General features: G+C 40.5%; 17 protein-coding genes. 10 read left to right on the forward strand and 7 right to left on the reverse strand.

The window, feature by feature from the left end; translation table 11 throughout:
* The 3 genes from rbfA to FRX97_RS07045 are packed head-to-tail and all read right to left on the reverse strand — an operon-like array spanning position 1 to position 2011.
* Positions 1-336: a 30S ribosome-binding factor RbfA gene (gene rbfA / locus FRX97_RS07035; protein ID WP_147014485.1), complete on the reverse strand. Its 336-nt coding sequence runs from the start codon at positions 334-336 to the stop codon at positions 1-3.
* Positions 337-338: 2 nt separating this feature from the next.
* On the reverse strand, positions 339-1547 hold the full coding sequence (gene hflX, locus FRX97_RS07040) for a GTPase HflX (protein ID WP_147014486.1): 1209 nt from the start codon (positions 1545-1547) through the stop codon (positions 339-341).
* Positions 1548-1567: 20 nt separating this feature from the next.
* Positions 1568-2011 carry a cytochrome B gene (locus FRX97_RS07045; RefSeq protein ID WP_147014487.1) on the reverse strand — a complete coding sequence of 148 codons (444 nt, stop codon included), beginning with the start codon at positions 2009-2011 and terminating at the stop codon, positions 1568-1570.
* A 168-nt stretch (positions 2012-2179) separates the two neighbouring features.
* Between FRX97_RS07045 and FRX97_RS07050 the strand changes: the two genes are divergently transcribed.
* The 6 genes from FRX97_RS07050 (at position 2180) to FRX97_RS07075 (ending at position 11427) form a co-directional block, all read left to right on the forward strand.
* Entirely contained in the window at positions 2180-5167 is a 2988-nt protein-coding gene (locus FRX97_RS07050) for an amidohydrolase family protein (RefSeq protein ID WP_170227064.1), read from the forward strand.
* A complete protein-coding gene (locus FRX97_RS07055) occupies positions 5160-6428 on the forward strand; it encodes an amidohydrolase family protein (protein ID WP_223266582.1) in 1269 nt (422 codons plus the stop codon). The genes FRX97_RS07050 and FRX97_RS07055 overlap by 8 nt, the downstream gene beginning before the upstream one ends.
* Before the next feature lie 171 nt (positions 6429-6599).
* Positions 6600-9374: a DNA polymerase I gene (gene polA, locus FRX97_RS07060; RefSeq protein ID WP_147014489.1), complete on the forward strand. Its 2775-nt coding sequence runs from the start codon at positions 6600-6602 to the stop codon at positions 9372-9374.
* 54 nt (positions 9375-9428) lie between these two features.
* On the forward strand, positions 9429-9878 hold the full coding sequence (locus FRX97_RS07065) for a BT0820 family HAD-type phosphatase (protein ID WP_147014490.1): 450 nt from the start codon (positions 9429-9431) through the stop codon (positions 9876-9878).
* Complete coding sequence (gene map / locus FRX97_RS07070; RefSeq protein WP_147014491.1) at positions 9878-10663, forward strand: type I methionyl aminopeptidase; 786 nt, start codon at positions 9878-9880, stop codon at positions 10661-10663. The genes FRX97_RS07065 and map overlap by 1 nt, the downstream gene beginning before the upstream one ends.
* Entirely contained in the window at positions 10660-11427 is a 768-nt protein-coding gene (locus FRX97_RS07075) for a class I SAM-dependent methyltransferase (protein ID WP_147014492.1), read from the forward strand. The genes map and FRX97_RS07075 overlap by 4 nt, the downstream gene beginning before the upstream one ends.
* A gap of 226 nt (positions 11428-11653) precedes the next feature.
* Here FRX97_RS07075 and FRX97_RS07080 read toward each other — a convergent pair whose 3' ends face one another.
* On the reverse strand, positions 11654-11890 hold the full coding sequence (locus FRX97_RS07080; RefSeq protein WP_147014493.1) for a hypothetical protein: 237 nt from the start codon (positions 11888-11890) through the stop codon (positions 11654-11656).
* A 101-nt stretch (positions 11891-11991) separates the two neighbouring features.
* Here FRX97_RS07080 and FRX97_RS07085 point away from each other — a divergent pair, with 101 nt between their 5' ends.
* The gene (locus FRX97_RS07085) at positions 11992-12600 is read left to right on the forward strand and encodes a superoxide dismutase (RefSeq protein WP_147014494.1); all 609 of its coding nucleotides are present in this window, start codon (positions 11992-11994) and stop codon (positions 12598-12600) included.
* A 57-nt stretch (positions 12601-12657) separates the two neighbouring features.
* Entirely contained in the window at positions 12658-13023 is a 366-nt protein-coding gene (locus FRX97_RS07090) for a hypothetical protein (protein WP_147014495.1), read from the forward strand.
* 22 nt (positions 13024-13045) lie between these two features.
* Here FRX97_RS07090 and glmS read toward each other — a convergent pair whose 3' ends face one another.
* Genes glmS through FRX97_RS07105 form a run of 3 tightly spaced genes read right to left on the reverse strand, consistent with a single transcriptional unit; the run spans position 13046 to position 17065 of the window.
* The gene (gene glmS, locus FRX97_RS07095; protein ID WP_147014496.1) at positions 13046-14890 is read right to left on the reverse strand and encodes a glutamine--fructose-6-phosphate transaminase (isomerizing); all 1845 of its coding nucleotides are present in this window, start codon (positions 14888-14890) and stop codon (positions 13046-13048) included.
* A gap of 15 nt (positions 14891-14905) precedes the next feature.
* Positions 14906-16225: a DUF4270 family protein gene (locus tag FRX97_RS07100; protein WP_147014497.1), complete on the reverse strand. Its 1320-nt coding sequence runs from the start codon at positions 16223-16225 to the stop codon at positions 14906-14908.
* 12 nt (positions 16226-16237) lie between these two features.
* The gene (locus FRX97_RS07105) at positions 16238-17065 is read right to left on the reverse strand and encodes a glycogen/starch synthase (protein WP_147014498.1); all 828 of its coding nucleotides are present in this window, start codon (positions 17063-17065) and stop codon (positions 16238-16240) included.
* Positions 17066-17176: 111 nt separating this feature from the next.
* On the opposite strand from FRX97_RS07105, the gene panC reads away from it, so the two are divergent.
* Both panC and panD read left to right on the forward strand, forming a co-directional pair.
* Positions 17177-18031, forward strand: a complete 855-nt coding sequence (gene panC, locus FRX97_RS07110; protein ID WP_170227065.1) for a pantoate--beta-alanine ligase — start codon at positions 17177-17179, stop codon at positions 18029-18031.
* Between the two features lie 9 nt (positions 18032-18040).
* Complete coding sequence (gene panD / locus FRX97_RS07115; protein ID WP_147014500.1) at positions 18041-18391, forward strand: aspartate 1-decarboxylase; 351 nt, start codon at positions 18041-18043, stop codon at positions 18389-18391.
* Positions 18392-18395: the final 4 nt, after the last annotated feature.

Genomic DNA, 18395 nt, shown 5'->3' on the forward strand with positions numbered 1-18395 from the left:
TTACTTTAAAAGGCGATCTATTTCAGCAGCGTAGTCTAACGAATCGTCGATATAAAATTGAAGATCTGGAATTTTTCTAAGGTCTTTTGCCAGCCTTTTCCCAAGAACACCCCGGATATAACCTTTAATTTCTTTCACCTGGTTTAACAGTTCTTCCTTTTCGCCCTTGACAAATAAACTAAGGTAAACACGTGCCAAAGACATGTCTGATGTTACCCTTACTTGCGTTACGGTTATAAAGGCACCCCCTAATTTAGACTTAGCAACATCTAAGAAGATTGTAGCTAATTCTCTCTTAATAAGGGCCGATACTTTTTGCTGTCTTACGCTATCCATGTCTAGTATAAAAAGTTGTTGTACGGAAACCTCTTCACGTGAATTTCCCTAACCATATCGTACAAGGTATCTCTTAACTCATCGATATGGGTTTTATTAATTGCTGAGATAAAAATAACCTTATCTGGTGACAGCTTCGCCATCCATGAATTTTTGAACTCGGCAAGGCTTTGAGAATTCGTTTCCTCGTCCTCAACAAATTCTACCTCCTCTGCTGGTGTAAATTTATACTGGTCAATTTTATTAAACACCACCAAGGTGGGTTTATCCGCAGCCTTTATATCTGCTAAAGTTTGATTGACCACATCGAATTGCTCCTCGAAATTCTCGTGAGAAATATCCAATACATGCACCAGCACATCAGCTTCTCGAACCTCGTCCAGTGTACTTTTAAAAGATTCTACCAATTGCGTTGGTAGCTTCCTAATAAATCCAACCGTATCAGAAAGAAGGAAAGGCAAATTATCAATGACTATTTTCCTTACGGTGGTATCAAGGGTTGCAAAGAGTTTATTTTCTGCGAACACCTCAGATTTACTCAATAAGTTCATAATAGTGGATTTTCCAACATTGGTATATCCCACTAAAGCAACCCTAACCATAGCGCCACGGTTAGATCGCTGAACTTCCATTTGCTTATCTATCTTCTCTAACTTTTTCTTTAGGGAAGAAATCTTATCGCGCATGATCCGCCTATCGGTTTCAATCTGCGTTTCTCCGGGCCCCCTAAGACCTATACCCCCTTTTTGACGCTCGAGGTGTGTCCACATTCGGGTTAACCGAGGCAGCAAATATTCATACTGAGCCAGTTCTACTTGAGTACGTGCATAACTTGTAGAAGCGCGTTGAGCGAAAATATCTAGGATAAGATTGGTTCTATCGAGTACTCGAATTTTAAGTTCTCGCTCCAGGTTTCGCAATTGAGAAGGGGTTAATTCATCATCGAAAATGATGAGCTCTAACTCATTGTCCTTTACAAAGTCTACAATCTCTTGAAGCCTTCCTGTACCAACAAAGGTTTTGTTATGAGGTTTCTCTAACTTTTGGCTAAATTTTTTAACCACATCCACCCCGGCCGTATCGGCTAAAAACTCTAATTCATCTAGATATTCCTTAAGCTGGGCATCTGTTTGCCCTTGCCATTGAACACCTACTAGAACTGCCTTATCTCGCTGTTTAGCTGTAGAAAAATGCTTGAATTGATTTCCCAATGAATTACCTCCTATCTATTTTAGAACCAGGTTCCAAACTCTCTTAAGAAAGGCCAAGGAATGCTTACAAAAATGATTACGAATGCAATAGCATATAGCTTAAATGCTTTAGCGTGGGCCAGAACCCCATCGCTCATTCTTTTTGCTTTGCTATAACCAACAGTAGCCAATGCTATACCTATCAGCATTCCTACCATGTGTTCCATTCCGTAAAATCTGGTTAAACTATTCCCCATAGCCATCCCAAAATCTTCGAAAATCATAGCGCTTTTAGCACTTTTAAAATACAAAACCAGACCTATTATTAACTGGACATGCAGAAAGATCATGGTGATTAAAAAGGCTTTTTTAATCCCACCATCAAAGGCTTCATTTCGCTTTCCAATAAAATTGAAAATCACCCATAAAAATCCGGCTAAAATTAAATATCGTAAACCACTGTGGGCGTGCACTAATCCAGTCATCTTTAAGAATTTGGTACAAAAGTACGCATCAATACGCGAACAACCACTCTAATACAACTAATGTTTATATAATTCCTTACCAAATTGTGATGCTAAGGTTAATCGCTAGTTTAAAAAGTACTTCAGCCTTTTTTATCAATGATTACATTTATGCCAAAATCTAATTTCATGAAGAAAATTCTTTCCTTTTTGGGATTAGGCTTATCCCTTTTCTATAGCGGATTTTCTCAAGTTGCTCCCGTTAGGGGCATTGCAGATAAAGACGTAGAGATAAAAGCCTATACCAATGCCACCGTCCATGTAGATGCCAACACTACATTTAAAAACGCGACGATAGTCGTTAAAAACGGAAAAATTGATGCTATTGGAACCCAAGTTGCCGTTCCAGTTAATGCCGTTAGCGTCGATTTACAAGGAAAACATGTTTACCCCTCATTTGTAGAGCTTTATAGTGCTTACGGAATTTCTGAAGCGCCCAACAAAAAAGGCGAGTATCCCGTATACGAATCTACCAACCCAGGCGCCTATTATTGGAACGATGCCATTCGCCCTCAAATGGATGCCGCTGGTATGTTCTCACCCGACCAAAAATCCGCTGAAAAATGGAGAAAAGCTGGTTTCGGGGTTTCGCTAAGTCATCACCAAGATGGTATTGCTCGCGGAAAAGGACTTGCCGTTACTCTTGGGGATGGAAATACTGAAGAAAATATCATCGATTTAAAAAATCATGCCTTTTTCTCTTTTGATAAAGGGTCCTCTTCTATGAGTTACCCCTCGTCTCTTATGGGTAGTATAGCCTTGCTTCGCCAGGCATTTTACGATGCTAAATGGTACAGCGATGCCAAACCAGAGAAAAAGAACATAAGTTTAGAACACTTGTCCCGTCAACTTAATGCTCCTGGTTTTTTTAAGGTTAGCGACAAGTTAGATCTTTTGAGAGCCGAAAAAATAGCGCAAGAATTCGGGCTTTCTTGGATTTATGTAGGCGGAAACGACTACTACCAAAACCCAGATTTATTTAGAAATAAGAATATAAAATTGGTTGTTCCAATTAATCATCCAAAGGCCTACGATGTAAGCAACCCACTTGCTACTTCTATGCTGGCTATGGAAGATTTAAAGGAATACGACTGGGCTCCAATGAACCTATATACCCTCAGTAAAAACGGGGTTCGCTACGCCCTTAGCGCAAGCGCTCTGGAAAAACCTGAGGAAATTTTTAAGGAAATAAGAATTGCTTTAGACGCTGGAGCAAATGAAAAAGACATCCTGGCTGCCCTAACCACTATTCCTGCACAATTTGCTGGGATAGATAAGCAAGTGGGTAGCCTTGAACGTGGAAAATTGGCCAACTTCTTAATTACCAATAAGCCAATTTTCGAAAAAGGAAGCAAAATTATTACCAATGTAGTACGCGGAAACGGATTTGAAATAAACCCGGAACCCATTGCCGACTTTGCTGGAAAATACCTGGTACAACTTGGAGAAAAGGATTTCGAATTAAGCATTTCCGAGGATAAAGATTCTTATAAAGCAAGTTTGATGTCGCTTTTATCCGATAGTACCAAACACAAGGTAAATGTTAGTACACAAGGCTTTGGAATCAACCTATCTTTTAAATTGAGTGATGAAGAAGGTTACTATAGAATTCAGGGAAGAAAAAGTGAAAACGGACTAAAAGGAAGAGGAAGCGACCCAAAGGGTGTTCCTTTCAATTTCTCCGCCACATCCGAGGAAATGGAGGAAAATGAAAACAAAAATTCTGAGGAAAATGAAAACTTCCCAGTTTCGAGTTTCTCTTATCCTATGAAGGCATTTGGATATCCTGCATTACCAGAGAAACAATCCATCTTAATTAAAAATGTAACGGTTTGGACCAACGAAAAAGATGGGGTTTTAGAAAATACGGATGTACTGATTAGCAATGGTGTAATTGCCCAAATTGGAAAGAACCTTCCCAAGGCAAACTGGACCGTAATTGATGGAACCGGCATGCATTTAACACCTGGAATTGTAGATGAACATTCTCACATTGCAATTTCCAAGGGAGTAAACGAAGGTGGGCAAGCTGTAAGTGCCGAAGTAAGTATAGAGCACGTTGTAAACCCAGAAGACATCAACATTTATCGCCAATTAGCAGGTGGAGTTACCGCTGCCCAATTGCTGCATGGTTCTGCCAACCCTATAGGTGGTAGATCGGCCGTTGTAAAACTGAAATATGGAGAAAGCCCGGATGAAATGCTAATTAATAATGCGGATGGCTTTATAAAATTCGCATTGGGTGAAAACGTAAAACAATCGAATTGGGGTGAGCGCTTTAATAGCCGTTACCCACAAACGAGAATGGGTGTTGAACAAATGTATTACGATGCATTTCATCGTGCATTGGAATACAGAAAAGCAAAAGAAAGCGCACGTACTGCAAAAGACAAACCCCCATACAACATAGAATACGAAGTATTACTGGAGATTTTGGATCGCAAACGCTTCGTAAGCTGTCACTCCTATATCCAATCTGAAATAAATATGCTGATGCATGTGGCAGATAGCCTTGGCTTTAACATCAACACTTTCACCCACATTCTAGAGGGGTACAAGGTGGCCGATAAAATGAAGGCACACGGAGTTTCTGGATCTACCTTCTCTGATTGGTGGGCATACAAATTCGAGGTAAAGGATGCCATTCCGTACAACGCTGCAATTATGCATGAGCAAGGAGTAAATGTTGGTATTAACTCCGACGATGCCGAAATGGGTAGAAGATTAAATCAAGAGGCATCTAAAATTGTTAAATATGGTGGCGTATCGCAGGTGGAGGCCGTAAAAATGGTTACCCTAAACCCTGCAAAAATGCTACACATTGATAACAGAGTGGGAAGCATTCGAGTTGGAAAAGACGCAGATGTAGTCCTTTGGTCAGATGTACCCCTTACCCAAAAAGCAAAGGTTAAATACACTTTAATTGAAGGTAAAATTTACTACAGCGAAGACCAGGAAAAAGCTGCTTTAGAGCGCGACCAAAAACAAAGAGTTGCCATTATCAATAAAATGATGGCCGACAAATATGGTGACAAGCGAAAGCCAACCGCCGCTAAGCGCGAAAAAATGTACCACTGCGAATCATTTAACGAATCAAGCGAATCACACCATGATTAAGAAATTATTATCACTAAGCATATTGTTGGGTGCATCTATATCCCTTTTGGCTCAACAAACTTTAATTTCCAATGCCACTTTGCATTTAGGAAACGGAGAGATTATTGAAAACGGATTTATTGGCTTGGGAAGCAATGGCGAAATCGATTACCTCGGAGTATCGGCTCCCCTTAATGCCTACAAAGAAGAAATAGACGCTACTGGGAAACATGTTTACCCAGGCTTTATCGTTCCCAATACTACTTTGGGTCTGGTTGAGATATCTGCCGTTAGGGCCTCTAGAGACCATGCAGAGACAGGATCATTTAACCCCAATGTTAGATCGCTAATCGCATTTAATTGTGAGTCGGATATCATCCCAACCGCAATGGATAACGGGGTTTTAATTGGACAAATCACTCCAAGAAGCGGAAGAATTTCTGGAAGCTCTTCTGTTGTAAATCTCGACTGTTGGAACTGGGAGGATGCTGCCCTTAAAACCGATGATGGGATTCACGTTAACTGGCCAGCGCCTTCTTACCGAACCGGATGGTGGGCCGAACCAGGCGGAATAAAGCTTAATGAGAAATACGACGAACAGGTTATAGAGCTTTCAGACTACCTCAAGAATGCGAAAGCTTATAATGCGAGTACATCCAACCTGAAGGACCTAAGATATGTGGCCCTTGGGGGACTTTTCAAAGGGTCGAAAACCCTATACATCCACACCAATTCTGCACATGCAATGCTTGACGCCCTTGAGTTAAAAAAGCAATTGGGTATAGAAAAGTTGGTGTTTGTAGGGGGGTATGAAAGTCATCTTATTCTCGATGAACTGAAAACTGCACAAACTCCAATAATCTTAAGAAGATTGCATGAACTGCCCATGCATCCAGACGATCCATTACACCTCCCCTACCAGCTTCCAGCCATTTTAAATAGAGCAGGAATAACTGTAGCCTTAGACGTTGCTGGAGATATGGAACAAATTCAGGTGCGTAATCTTCCCTTTTTAGCTGGAACGGCTGCCGCCTATGGGGTGAGCACAGAAGATGCGGTGAAAATGATTACACTAAATACCGCTATAGCTCTTGGAATTGATGACAAAGTTGGCACCCTACAAAAAGGAAAACACGCCACACTTTTTGTCTCCGAAGGAAATGCCCTGGAACCCATGACGAACAATGTAATTATGGCTTTTGTAAAGGGTAAACCTGTTGATTTAAACGACAACAAGCAAAAACAGCTCTACAAAAAGTATCAGGGCAAGTACAATCAATAATATCCTACTCAACTAATTTGATAAAACAGCTGCAGATATCTGCGGCTGTTTTACTTTAAACCCATTTATAACTGGGATATTTGAAAATCTAATCCTCAACTCCAATTAATACTTCCATCACTTCAGAGGGCGAGAAATTCATATTATCTTCCACCCTCCAAAAAAAATTTAATGTCGGATAAACGTCTTTTTCTACTCGATGCTTACGCTTTAATATACCGTGCTTATTACGCGTTTATTAAAAATCCTAGAATCAACTCCAACGGCCTAAATACCTCCGCTATTTATGGTTTTACTAATACGGTAGTCGATCTAATTAGAAGCGAAGACCCCACCCATATTGCTGTGTGTTTTGATGTTTCGGGTCCAACGGAAAATCACATGGCTTATGCCGAATACAAGGCAAACCGAGAGGAAACCCCAGAGGATATTAGAATAGCGATTCCATACATCTATAAAATTTTAGAGGCCTTTAATATTAAAACCTACGGCTTAGAAGGCTACGAAGCCGACGACATCGTTGGAACTTTTGCAAAGCAAGCTGAAAAAGCAGGGTTTACCACCTATATGATGACCTCGGATAAAGACTACGCTCAACTGGTATCGGAGAATATTTTCATGTACCGCCCTGCTAAATCCGGAAAAAAACCAGAAATCTGGGGTATTCCAGAAGTTCAAGAAAAATTTGGAGTAAGCACCCCAGAACAAGTCATAGACTTTTTAGGTATGATGGGAGATAAGGTGGATAACATCCCAGGTATCCCAGGTGTAGGAGAAAAACGTGCCAAGGACCTTATTGCAGAATTTGGTTCTATGGAAGGATTGTATGAAAATACCGACAAGCTAAAGGGCAAACTAAAAGAGAACGTAGAAGCGAATAAGGAGCAGGCCTTTTTGAGTAAACAATTGGCTCGTATAAACCAAAACGTCCCATTGGAGTGGGATCCAAACGAAACGATAAGGCAAGAACCCAACAAGGATCAATTAAGAGAACTCTTTGGCGAACTGGAATTCAGAACTCTGAGCCAACGTGTTTTAGGTGAAAAATTAACGGTAGCAAGCTCTTCCAATCAACAGACCTCCTTATTCGGAGATGATGAAAACGAGGAAATAGCTGAGGAAGGTACTAGCATGCGGACCATAGAGGACGTAAAGTACGATTACCAACTTCTGGAAGGGCAAGCGGGAATGGCCACCTTAAAGGAAGTGCTTTCCGAAGCCGATGCCTTCTGTTTTGATACCGAAACAACCGATTTGGATGTATGGAAGGCCGATTTAATAGGCATGGCATTTTCTACCAAAGCTGGAACTGGTTATTACCTCCTTTTGGAGGGCACAAAACAGGAGAAAACAAATTTTCTGCAGGAATTACAGCCTTTTTTTAGTGATGCTACCAAAATTAAGATAGCCCATAACCTAAAATTCGATGCTGGTATTCTCGCCCAATTTGGCCTGGAATTAAAAAACCCCGTTTTCGATACCATGGTAGCACACTACCTTATCAATCCAGATATGCGTCATGGGATGGATGCCCTATCGGAAGCCTACCTCAATTACCAACCTATTTCGATTGAAGATTTAATTGGGAAAAAAGGAAAATCCCAAAAGTCGATGGATACGGTAGATAAGGAAAGGGTAGCCGTTTACGCAGCCGAAGATGCCGATATCACTTTTCAGCTTTACGAACTTTTCTCCAAAAAACTGAAAGAACTAAATGCCGAAAAGCTATTCACCGACCTAGAAATGCCTTTGGTAGAGGTATTGCTTGAAATGGAAACGCACGGTATTAAGCTAGATGCTGATATGCTAAAAGCCCAATCGGAGAAAATGGTTGAAGACATTCAGCAACTTGAAAAATCCATCTACCAGCATGCCGGAACCGAATTTAAAATTAGCTCACCAAAGCAATTGGGAGAGATTTTGTTCGACCGCTTAAAAATTACCGACAAGCCGAAAAAGACCAAGTCGGGCCAGTATGCTACCAGCGAAGATATTTTGGTTAAATACAAAGAGAATCATCCCATAATTGAAGATATTATGGGTTATCGCCAGCTGATGAAACTTAAGTCTACCTATGTAGATGCCTTACCTCAACTTATTAACGAAAAAACGGGGCGTATCCATACCAGTTTTAACCAAACGGTAGCGGCTACAGGAAGACTAAGCTCCAACAATCCCAACTTGCAGAATATCCCTATTAGAACCGAGCGAGGTAGAGAAATTCGAACTGCTTTCGTTCCATCAGATAGTAACCACACCCTAATTGCTGCCGATTATTCTCAAGTAGAATTACGCATTATTGCGGCTTTGGCTAAAGACGAAAATATGATTCAGTCTTTCCGAGATAAAAAGGATATCCATGCAGCAACCGCGGCGAGAGTTTTTGGGGTGAATATAGATGAGGTAAATCGCGAACAAAGATCCCGAGCTAAAGCGGTGAACTTTGGAATTATTTATGGGCAATCGGCTTTTACCTTGGCAGATCAATTGGGAATAAAACGAGGTGAGGCAAAGGAACTTATTGATAATTATTTCAATCAATATCCAGCTATAAAAGCCTTCTTAGAAAACCAGAAGGAATTGGCAAGGAAACAAGGGTATGTGGAAACCATCATGGGCAGACGCCGTTATTTAGCAGATATCAATTCACGAAATGCCATTGTTAGAGGTTTTGCAGAGCGAAACGCGGTAAACGCTCCTATACAGGGTTCAGCAGCAGATATCATCAAAAAAGCGATGATAGATATTCATCATTGGTTATCAGAAAGCAAACTTAAAACCAAGATGGTTTTACAGGTGCACGATGAATTGCTTTTTGATGTTCCGAACGAAGAAATTGAGGCGCTGTGCAAAGGAGTTGAAGAACGCATGGAAAATGCGGTATCACTTGCCGTACCGCTTGAAGTGGAAATTGGAAAGGGAAGCAATTGGCTGGAAGCCCATTAAAATTCTGATTCTGCATTAATTATCTACCTTTGCAGGCCAATTATTAAAGGGAAAATGGAACAAAGCGGATTGCGGATTGCAGTTGATTTCGATGGCACCATAGTAGAGCATAAATATCCTGCTATTGGGAAAGAAATGCTTTTTGCTTTCGAAACCTTAAAGCAGTTGCAGAAAAAAGGCCATACTTTGATTCTCTGGACCTACAGAATTGGCGAAGATTTAGAAGCTGCAGTGGAGTATTGCAAAGAAAACGGCGTGGAATTTTACGCTGTAAATGCAAACCACCCAGAAGAACAATGGACTCCAGAAATTCCTAGAAAACTGGATGTAGATTTGTTTATCGACGATAGAAATGTTGGAGGATTTTTGGGGTGGAGTGAAATTTGGCAACGACTGCATCCAGAATCTGGCCCCCTAGATTATCAACTTAAAAATCCCGATGCCCATAAGAACTTCCCGAATGAAAGTAACTCGGGTGGATTTTGGAAAAAACTTTTTAGCTAATGATCAAGCTTAAATCGGCTGAGGAAATAGAATTAATACGCCAAAGTGCGTTGGTAGTAAGTAAAACATTGGGTGAAATTGCCAAGGTAATTAAGCCTGGAATTACTCCTTTAGATTTAGATAAACTTGCAGAAGAGTGCATTCTAGACCTAGGTGCTAAACCTGGTTTTAAAGGGATGTACGATTACGAGTTTACCCTTTGCACATCGGTAAATGAGCAAGTTGTACACGGCATTCCCGACAAACGCCCCCTACAAGAAGGCGACATCATTTCTGTTGATTGCGGATCCTACATGAATGGATACTACGGAGACCACGCATATACCTTTTGTATCGGCGAGGTTAAACCCGAAGTAAAAAAATTGGTGGATACCACCCTGGAATGTCTTTACAAAGGAATTGCAGAAACCAAAGCTGGAAACCGAATCGGAGATTTGGCTTTTGCCATTCAAAACCATGCCGAAACCAATGGTTACGGGGTAGTTCGTGAATTGGTTGGCCACGGTTTAGGTAAAGACCTCCACGAAAAACCAGAAGTTCCCAATTATGGTAAGCGCGGAAGGGGTACCATGCTTAAGAACGGTATGACGCTAGCTATTGAACCTATGATAAACATGGGAGTTAAGGAAGTAAAGCAACTTTCTGACGGTTGGACCATAGTAACCGCCGATGGCAAACCAAGTGCCCATTTTGAGCACGATGTAGCCATTATTAACGGTCAACCCGAAATATTATCCACTTTTAAATACGTAGAAGAAGCCCTAGGCTTAGATGTTACAGCATGAGAAAGCTCTTTCATTTTCTATTGACAACGATACCTAGGCCAGTCCTAATTATCTTGTCCTACCCCTATAGAGCTTTTGCTCGTTTGTGGTACGCGGGAAATAAGTATACCTGCCCAATTGAAGGTAAATCGTATCGCAAATTTTTGCCTTATGGTGCCTTAAATATCAGGGAAAACGCTTTGTGCCCGGGATCTCTATCCCTAGAGCGTCACCGTTTACTTTGGCTATACCTAAAGGAGAAAACCAATTTCTTTACTGCACCAAAATTAAAGATGCTTCATGTAGCGCCTGAGCAGTGCTTTCTAGACATTTTTAAAAAGCAAAAGAACCTTGATTACACAACTGGTGACTTGGTTTCTCCTATTGCAGATGTTAAAATGGATCTTCATAATCCACCCTTTGATGATAACACCTTTGATGTGGTATTTTGTAACCATGTACTAGAGCATGTAGACGATGCAGATAAGTGCATGCGCGAGTTATACCGTATCATTAAACCAGGTGGATGGGGTATTTTCCAAGTTCCATTGGATACCACAAGAGAAGAAACTTTGGAAGATCCAAGTATTACTTCTGAGGAAGACCGTTTAAAGCATTACTGGCAAAAAGACCATGTTCGTTTGTTTGGTATGGATTATCCAAAAAGATTGGAAGCTGCTGGGTTTGATGTAAAAACAGAAGACTACACCAAAGAAATAGGACCAGAGTTAACCGAAAAATACTGCCTGATGAAGGGTGAGCTGCTTTTCTTTTGCTCTAAATAAAACTATACCAAATCGTTAAAAACTAAAAGTCAACTTTAGGGTTGGCTTTTTTTGTGCCTTATAATTCCGTGATCGCAATCTATTATGCAAAGGCAAAAGTGTTTCGATAAGCTAAAGCAGTGCTTATAGATATTTCGATTAGCAATTGAAACTGGTCAAAAATTAGTCCAACAAAAAAGGGCGATTGCATTTGCAATCGCCCTTTATTATTTCTTTACAAGTCGACTTAGTGGTTGTGGTCGCTGTGATCTTCAGTCATTTCTTCAGCTTTCTCACCTACAGCTTCCATAGTTGAGTCAACCTTCTCACCTGCTTCTTCCATGGTCTCTTCCATGTCGTTAACAGCCTCGTCGAACTTCTCGTTCATTTCTTTTTCTACTTCTTCTACTTTAGTTTCAGTTTCAGAACCACAAGAAACTGCAAACATCCCTGCCAATGCAGCAAATAATAATACCTTTTTCATTTTTAAACGGGGTTTAATTAGGATACAAATCTTAAAATATTTTGTGAGTATAAAAAATGTGCTTTACTATATTTGAACAAACTCAAAAAAATAAGATCGTTATGGCCTTTGAATTGCCTAAATTACCTTACGCACATGATGCTTTAGAGCCGCACATAGACGCTAAAACCATGGAAATTCACCATGGAAAGCATCACGCTGGATATACAACAAAATTAAATGGAGCTATTGAGGGAACAGATTTAGCTGGAAAGTCTATCGAAGATATCCTTAAAAATCTAGACATGAGCAATGGCGCTGTAAGAAACAATGGTGGTGGATATTACAATCACTGTCTATTTTGGGAAGTAATGAGCCCAAATGGTGGTGGAAATCCTAGTGGTGCCCTTGCCGATGCTATTAACGAAGCTTTTGGTTCTTTTGAAGCGTTTAAAGACAAGTTTTCTGCTGCCGCAGCTACACAGTTCGGTTCAGGATGGGCTTGGCTTTGTGCTCACCCAGGTGGAAAAGTAGAGGTTTGTTCTACACCTAACCAAGATAACCCTCTGATGCCTAGTATTGGTTGCGGTGGTACTCCTATTTTAGGTTTAGATGTTTGGGAACACGCTTACTACCTAAACTACCAAAACAGACGTCCAGACTACATCGAAGCTTTCTTTAATGTAATTAACTGGGATGAAGTTTCTAAAAGATACGAGGCAGCTAAATAACTAGCTTCCCGCAATATTTTTCATCTTTGCCCGTGTAGCTAATACACGGGCTTTTTTATGCGATTATTTTTCCTCCTTGTTATATTAACTGTAATTCCTTTTGCCTCCTCTTATGGACAGGTAAAAGAAATTTTTGTCCAAGAAAATGGTACAACCGTTATTGAGGGAGTTCCAGAATTAAAAAAGAGTACCGCATTGCTCATAACGGTGCTGCTCGGACCCGTGGGTGGGCATAGAGTTATAATGGGAACTAAATCATGGGTCCCACTGGTATATACCCTTACCCTAGGAGGTGGATTGGGTATCGTTCCACTGATCGACTTTTTTGCCACTCTTTTTTCCAAGGATATTAAAGAATATCAAAACCAGGGCCGAGTTCTAATGTGGCTAAACAAAAAAGGAGTACCCAGAGGCACTCCTTAAATATTTCATCGAGAATAATTAATTATTCCACGGTTACAGATTTTGCCAAATTTCTTGGTTGATCCACATTACATCCTCTCATTACTGCTACGTGGTAAGAGATTAGTTGTAGTGGAACTACGGTCAATAGTGGCGTAAATAATTCGTCGCACTCAGGTACCTCAAAAGAGTAATCCGCCATATCCTTAACGTCCTTATCTCCCTCGGTTACAATAGCGATAACCTTTCCGCTTCTTGCCTTAACCTCTTCTATATTACTTACCACCTTTTTGTATGATGGTCCCTGATTGGCAATTACAAAAACAGGCATGTTCTCGTCTATCAACGCAATAGGACCATGTTTCATTTCTGCCGCCGGGTAACCTTCAGCATGGATGTATGAAATCTCTTTAAGCTTTAATGCCCCCTCAAGTGCAACTGGGAAATTAATTCCTCTTCCCAAGAAAAGTGCATTGGTCGCATCCTTGTAGATTTCTGCGATTACTTTAGACTCTGCAGCCTTCTCCAATACGCGCTCTACCTTGTCCGGAATAGATTGGAATTCGAACAAATATCTGTTGAATTGAGAGGTATTGATTGATCCCTTAAAATGCGCTATGTGAAGTGCCATCAAGGTGGCAACTGTTACCTGAGCCGTAAACGCCTTGGTAGATGCAACTCCAATTTCTGGACCGGCATGGGTATAAGCTCCCGCATCGGTAACCCTTGAAATGGTAGAACCAACCACATTACATATACCTAGGGTTGTAGCACCTTTTTGTTTTGCAATTTCTAATGCTGCTAGGGTATCTGCTGTTTCACCACTTTGGGAGATTGCAATAACAATATCATCGTCGTAAATAATTGGATTGCGGTATCTAAATTCAGATGCATACTCCACCTCAACCGGGATGCGAGTAAGTTCTTCGAATAGGTATTCTGCAACCAGTCCGGCATGCCAAGAGGTACCACATGCAACAAAAATTATTCTTCTTGCATTGGCAAGGGCACGTTCGTAATCTCTAATTCCACCTAGGGCTATTAACCCCTTATCAAGGTGGATTCTACCACGCATGGTATCCTTTATAGACTTTGGTTGCTCATATATTTCCTTGAGCATGAAATGATCATATCCACCTTTTTCTATGGCTTCTAATTCCATTTCTAGCTTTTGAACATATGGCGTCTTTTGCTGATTTTTAATGGTCTTAATAGAAAGACCATCCTTTAAAGAGGCAACCGCAATTTCTTCTTCCTCCAAGTACACCACATTTTTGGTATAATCGATAATAGGTGTAGCATCCGAAGCCAAATAAAAGTCTCCTTGCTCACCAATACCAACAACTAGTGGACTTCCCTTCTTGGCCGCAATTAGCATATCTGGATTATCCTTCGATAAAACCACTATAGCATACGCTCCAACCACCTCGTTTAAGGCTATTCTTACTGCTTCCACGATATCCACCTTTTCATTAGCCTGGATATCTTCTATAAGGTGAATTAAAACTTCGGTATCGGTTTTAGACTCAAACTTATGTCCACGAGCCATAAGTTCCTGTCGCAAAGACGCATAATTTTCTATGATCCCATTATGGATAATAGCCAATTTCTTATCTCCAGAATAATGAGGGTGTGCATTAACGGTACTTGGTTCTCCGTGGGTAGCCCAACGGGTATGACCAATTCCAACAGTAGCATTGGTGTCTTTTCCTTCCAGAGCTTCCTGTAACAAAGCAACTTTTCCTTTGCTTTTTGTTACATCAATCACTCCATCTTTGTACAAGGCAACCCCTGCACTATCATATCCTCTATATTCGAGTCTTTTTAGGCCATTTATAATGATGGGGCAAGCTTGCTTTTGCCCTACGTAGGCTACAATTCCGCACATAAAATAATCTGGTTTTTATAGGCGAGTGAAATATACAATTAATTCAGGGCGAAGCCCGTCTTCCTCGGCTTTTAGTAGTAAAGTTCTATTTGCCGAAACCCCACCAGAAGCTGGAATTAATCCAAAGCCGAAAAATTCATCAGTTCGGATAGAATATTGTTGTATAAATCTAGCAATGTGGAAGGTATACCCCCCTTTTTCTTCATCGTAGGCTCCACCGAAATAACTAGACCCTTCCAATTGATCTGGAAGTAATCGTAGCGTCCCGTCCTCATTTAACTCAACCAGAATTAAATTTTTAGATGGACCGAACTTCTCTGCCATTACATCCCTTTTAACTGGAAGAAATAACTCTGCCTGCGCAATACCTATTGGAGCAAGCGCCTTCAAACTATCCAGCTTATCGATATGAAATTTGGCAAACAACCCTCCTCCAGTTTTAATTAATCCGTAGGTGGCCTCGCCTGTATTGTTAAGTTCTAATTCAGCTTCTGAACCAGTAAAGTCGTGAAGGATAGTAGTACTTCTCACGCTATTTCCCGAAACAATCAGCTGGTATTTGTAGGTAGAATCTGGATCGGATGTATAATGGTAATAGATATCCAGGTTACTGTATATGCTCGATGGGTTTACAACAGCCACCGAACCATCACCCGAACCAGGTATGCTCACCGATTTAACCTGCAACCCTTTAAAATACTCAGCGAAATTCTTGTTATTCAAGAAGTTATCATCGGTAGAGTTTTTTAATAGGTATTCACCCAGCTCCTTCTTTAAAGGCAATTTAAATTGGGCACCGAGGGTATCACCGTTAACTACTATTTCATCGGGAGAAAACTTCAACATCCCAGCAGTATCCACTACCAAATTGGTTTGCTCTGTGTTAAAAATCCTATTGGAATAGTATGTGGAGTCCACATTTAAATCCTCGGCCAATTGATACACCTCCATTTGATGTGCAAAATCTTCAGAACCATATACTGAAGAGATAGCCATGGTTAGGTTAACACTGTCAATTTCGATTTCAGCTCTATTTGTAATCACCGATGCATTGCTTGATAAGCGCACTTGAAATTGATTACTATAGTTTGCTGTTCCGGTGTGGGGATCGTTATATACTCCAAGCATTAGTGCAGATAAATTATCTGTAACAATACTATCTGCTTTTATGGTTTCCCATTGAAAGGGAGCTCCTTGTGTGGATTTAAAACTTAGGATATCACCTTCGGGGAGTAAGTCATCACTTAAATTTCCCTTTGGTTTTTCACATCCAACTAATACCAAAAAAAGAGCGGAAAACCCTAAGGCTTTCCGCACTAAAACTGAACTTATCATGTTAAAAACAATCTATTCTTCTACAAGAACGGCGCTCTCTTCAATTATTGTGTTGTATAGCTCATTACAAGCTTCAAAATGCTCATCTTCTGATGGCTGAATGGTATTTACATCCAACTCATTACAGAAAGATCCGAACTTCTCGCTTGCATCCTCGTCTGCCAATACCACTGCATCTGCATACTGCATACCCAATTGGTATAGGTTTTCCACACTTGGATTTTTAAGCACGTCTTGATTTTCTAACTCAATTCCATCGAAATTTAATTTGGCTGGAATGTTGTTATTTAATTTGTTTTCTAGCTGACCGCTATACGTTGAAAATACGACTTTACTTTCGCTAAAGTGAGGATCGTTGTGATATACTTTTTTCAGATAAACTGGAAGAAAAGCAGACATCCAACCGTGACAGTGAATGATATCTGGAGTCCAACCCAATTTCTTAACCGTTTCGATTACCCCTTTACAGAAGAACATCGCTCTTTCATCGTTATCCTCGAAAAACTCACCTTCCTTGCTAGCGTTTACCGCTTTTCTTTGAAAATATTCCTCGTTGTCAATGAAATACACCTGCATTCTACCAGCGGGTATAGACGCAACCTTAATGATCAGTGGATGGTCGTTATCATCAATGATAAGATTCATTCCACTTAAGCGGATTACTTCGTGAAGTTGGTGTCTTCTTTCGTTGATACACCCATACTTTGGCATGAAAACACGAATTTCTTTACCTGATTCTTGTGTTTTCTGTGGAAGTTTTCTACTTATGTCTGAAATTTCATTGGAAGGAAGGAAAGGAGTGATTTCTTGAGATACAAAAAGAACCTTGGGTTTTCTCATAGACATAAACTTGGGAAATTTTGAATTACAAAAGTACTAAATTTTACCCGCTTTAGCAAGTGCTAAACACGGCTATGGCCCTAATTCTCACCCACTAAACACATTATTTCCGTGCTGGTAATCGATAATTACGAAGATTTATCCCTTTACAGGGAGAAATTGGGAGATAAACGCATTGGTTTTGTTCCCACTATGGGGGCCTTGCATCGGGGGCATTTACACCTGGCAGAAACATCTATTAAACATTGCGACGCTACCGTTGTAAGTATATGGGTGAACCCGAGACAGTTTAATGATAAGGAAGATTTTGAGAAGTATCCTCGAAATTTCGATGAAGACATTAAAAAACTCCGTAAAGTGGGTGTGGATGTTGTGTTCATTCCCAAATCCGAAGAAGAACTCTATAAAGCGAATCGCTTAAAACAAGAGGCTCGCGATTTAAAAGGATTGGACAAGCCGCTTGAAGGAATGTTTCGAACAGGGCATTTTGAGGCCGTAGTTGAAGTGGTTTATCGACTTTTCTGCACGGTTAAACCATCCGTAGCCTACTTCGGAAAAAAAGACTTCCAACAGTTTCGCATCATTGAGCATTTTACGAACAGCAATGATTTAGGAATTGAAATTATTGGGTTAGAAACCATAAGAGAAGAAAGTGGACTCGCCATGAGTTCGAGAAACGAAAGGCTTAACCAACAGGAAAGAGCGGCTGCCGCTGGAATCTATAAAACACTTAGTTGGATAAAAAACTCATGGAACGATAAGCACAAGAGTCCTGAAGAAATAAAGGAAGAAGCGGCAAACCAGTTATTGGCTATTCCGGGACTTAAATCAATAGACTATTTGGAAATAGTTAACGAAGAAGATTTAAACCCGGTGAAAAACGGAAGTTCAAATACCGCAAGAGCCTTTATTGCGGTTTACCTGGGGCCAGTAAGATTAATCGATAATCTCTCTTTAAATAACTAACTTTGCACCATGCAAATCGAGGTTGTAAAAAGCAAAATCCATAGGGTATCTGTTAGCGAAGCCGATTTAAATTATATCGGTTCGGTTACCATAGATGAGGATCTTATGGATGCCGCTAACATGATTGAGGGGGAGAAGGTGCAGATTGTTAATATTAACAACGGTGAGCGCCTTGAAACATATGTAATTAAAGGAGAGCGTGGATCGGGTAAAATTTGCCTTAACGGACCAGCTGCTAGGAAAGTTGCAGTGGGTGATATCGTTATCATTATTTCCTACGCCATTTTAGATTTCGAAGAGGCAAAAACGTTTAAACCCTCGTTGGTTTTCCCCGATGAACGAACCAACAAACTAAAGTAATCCG

The organism is Luteibaculum oceani (assembly GCF_007995015.1).
GTDB classification, from domain to species: Bacteria; Bacteroidota; Bacteroidia; order Flavobacteriales_D; family Luteibaculaceae; genus Luteibaculum; species Luteibaculum oceani.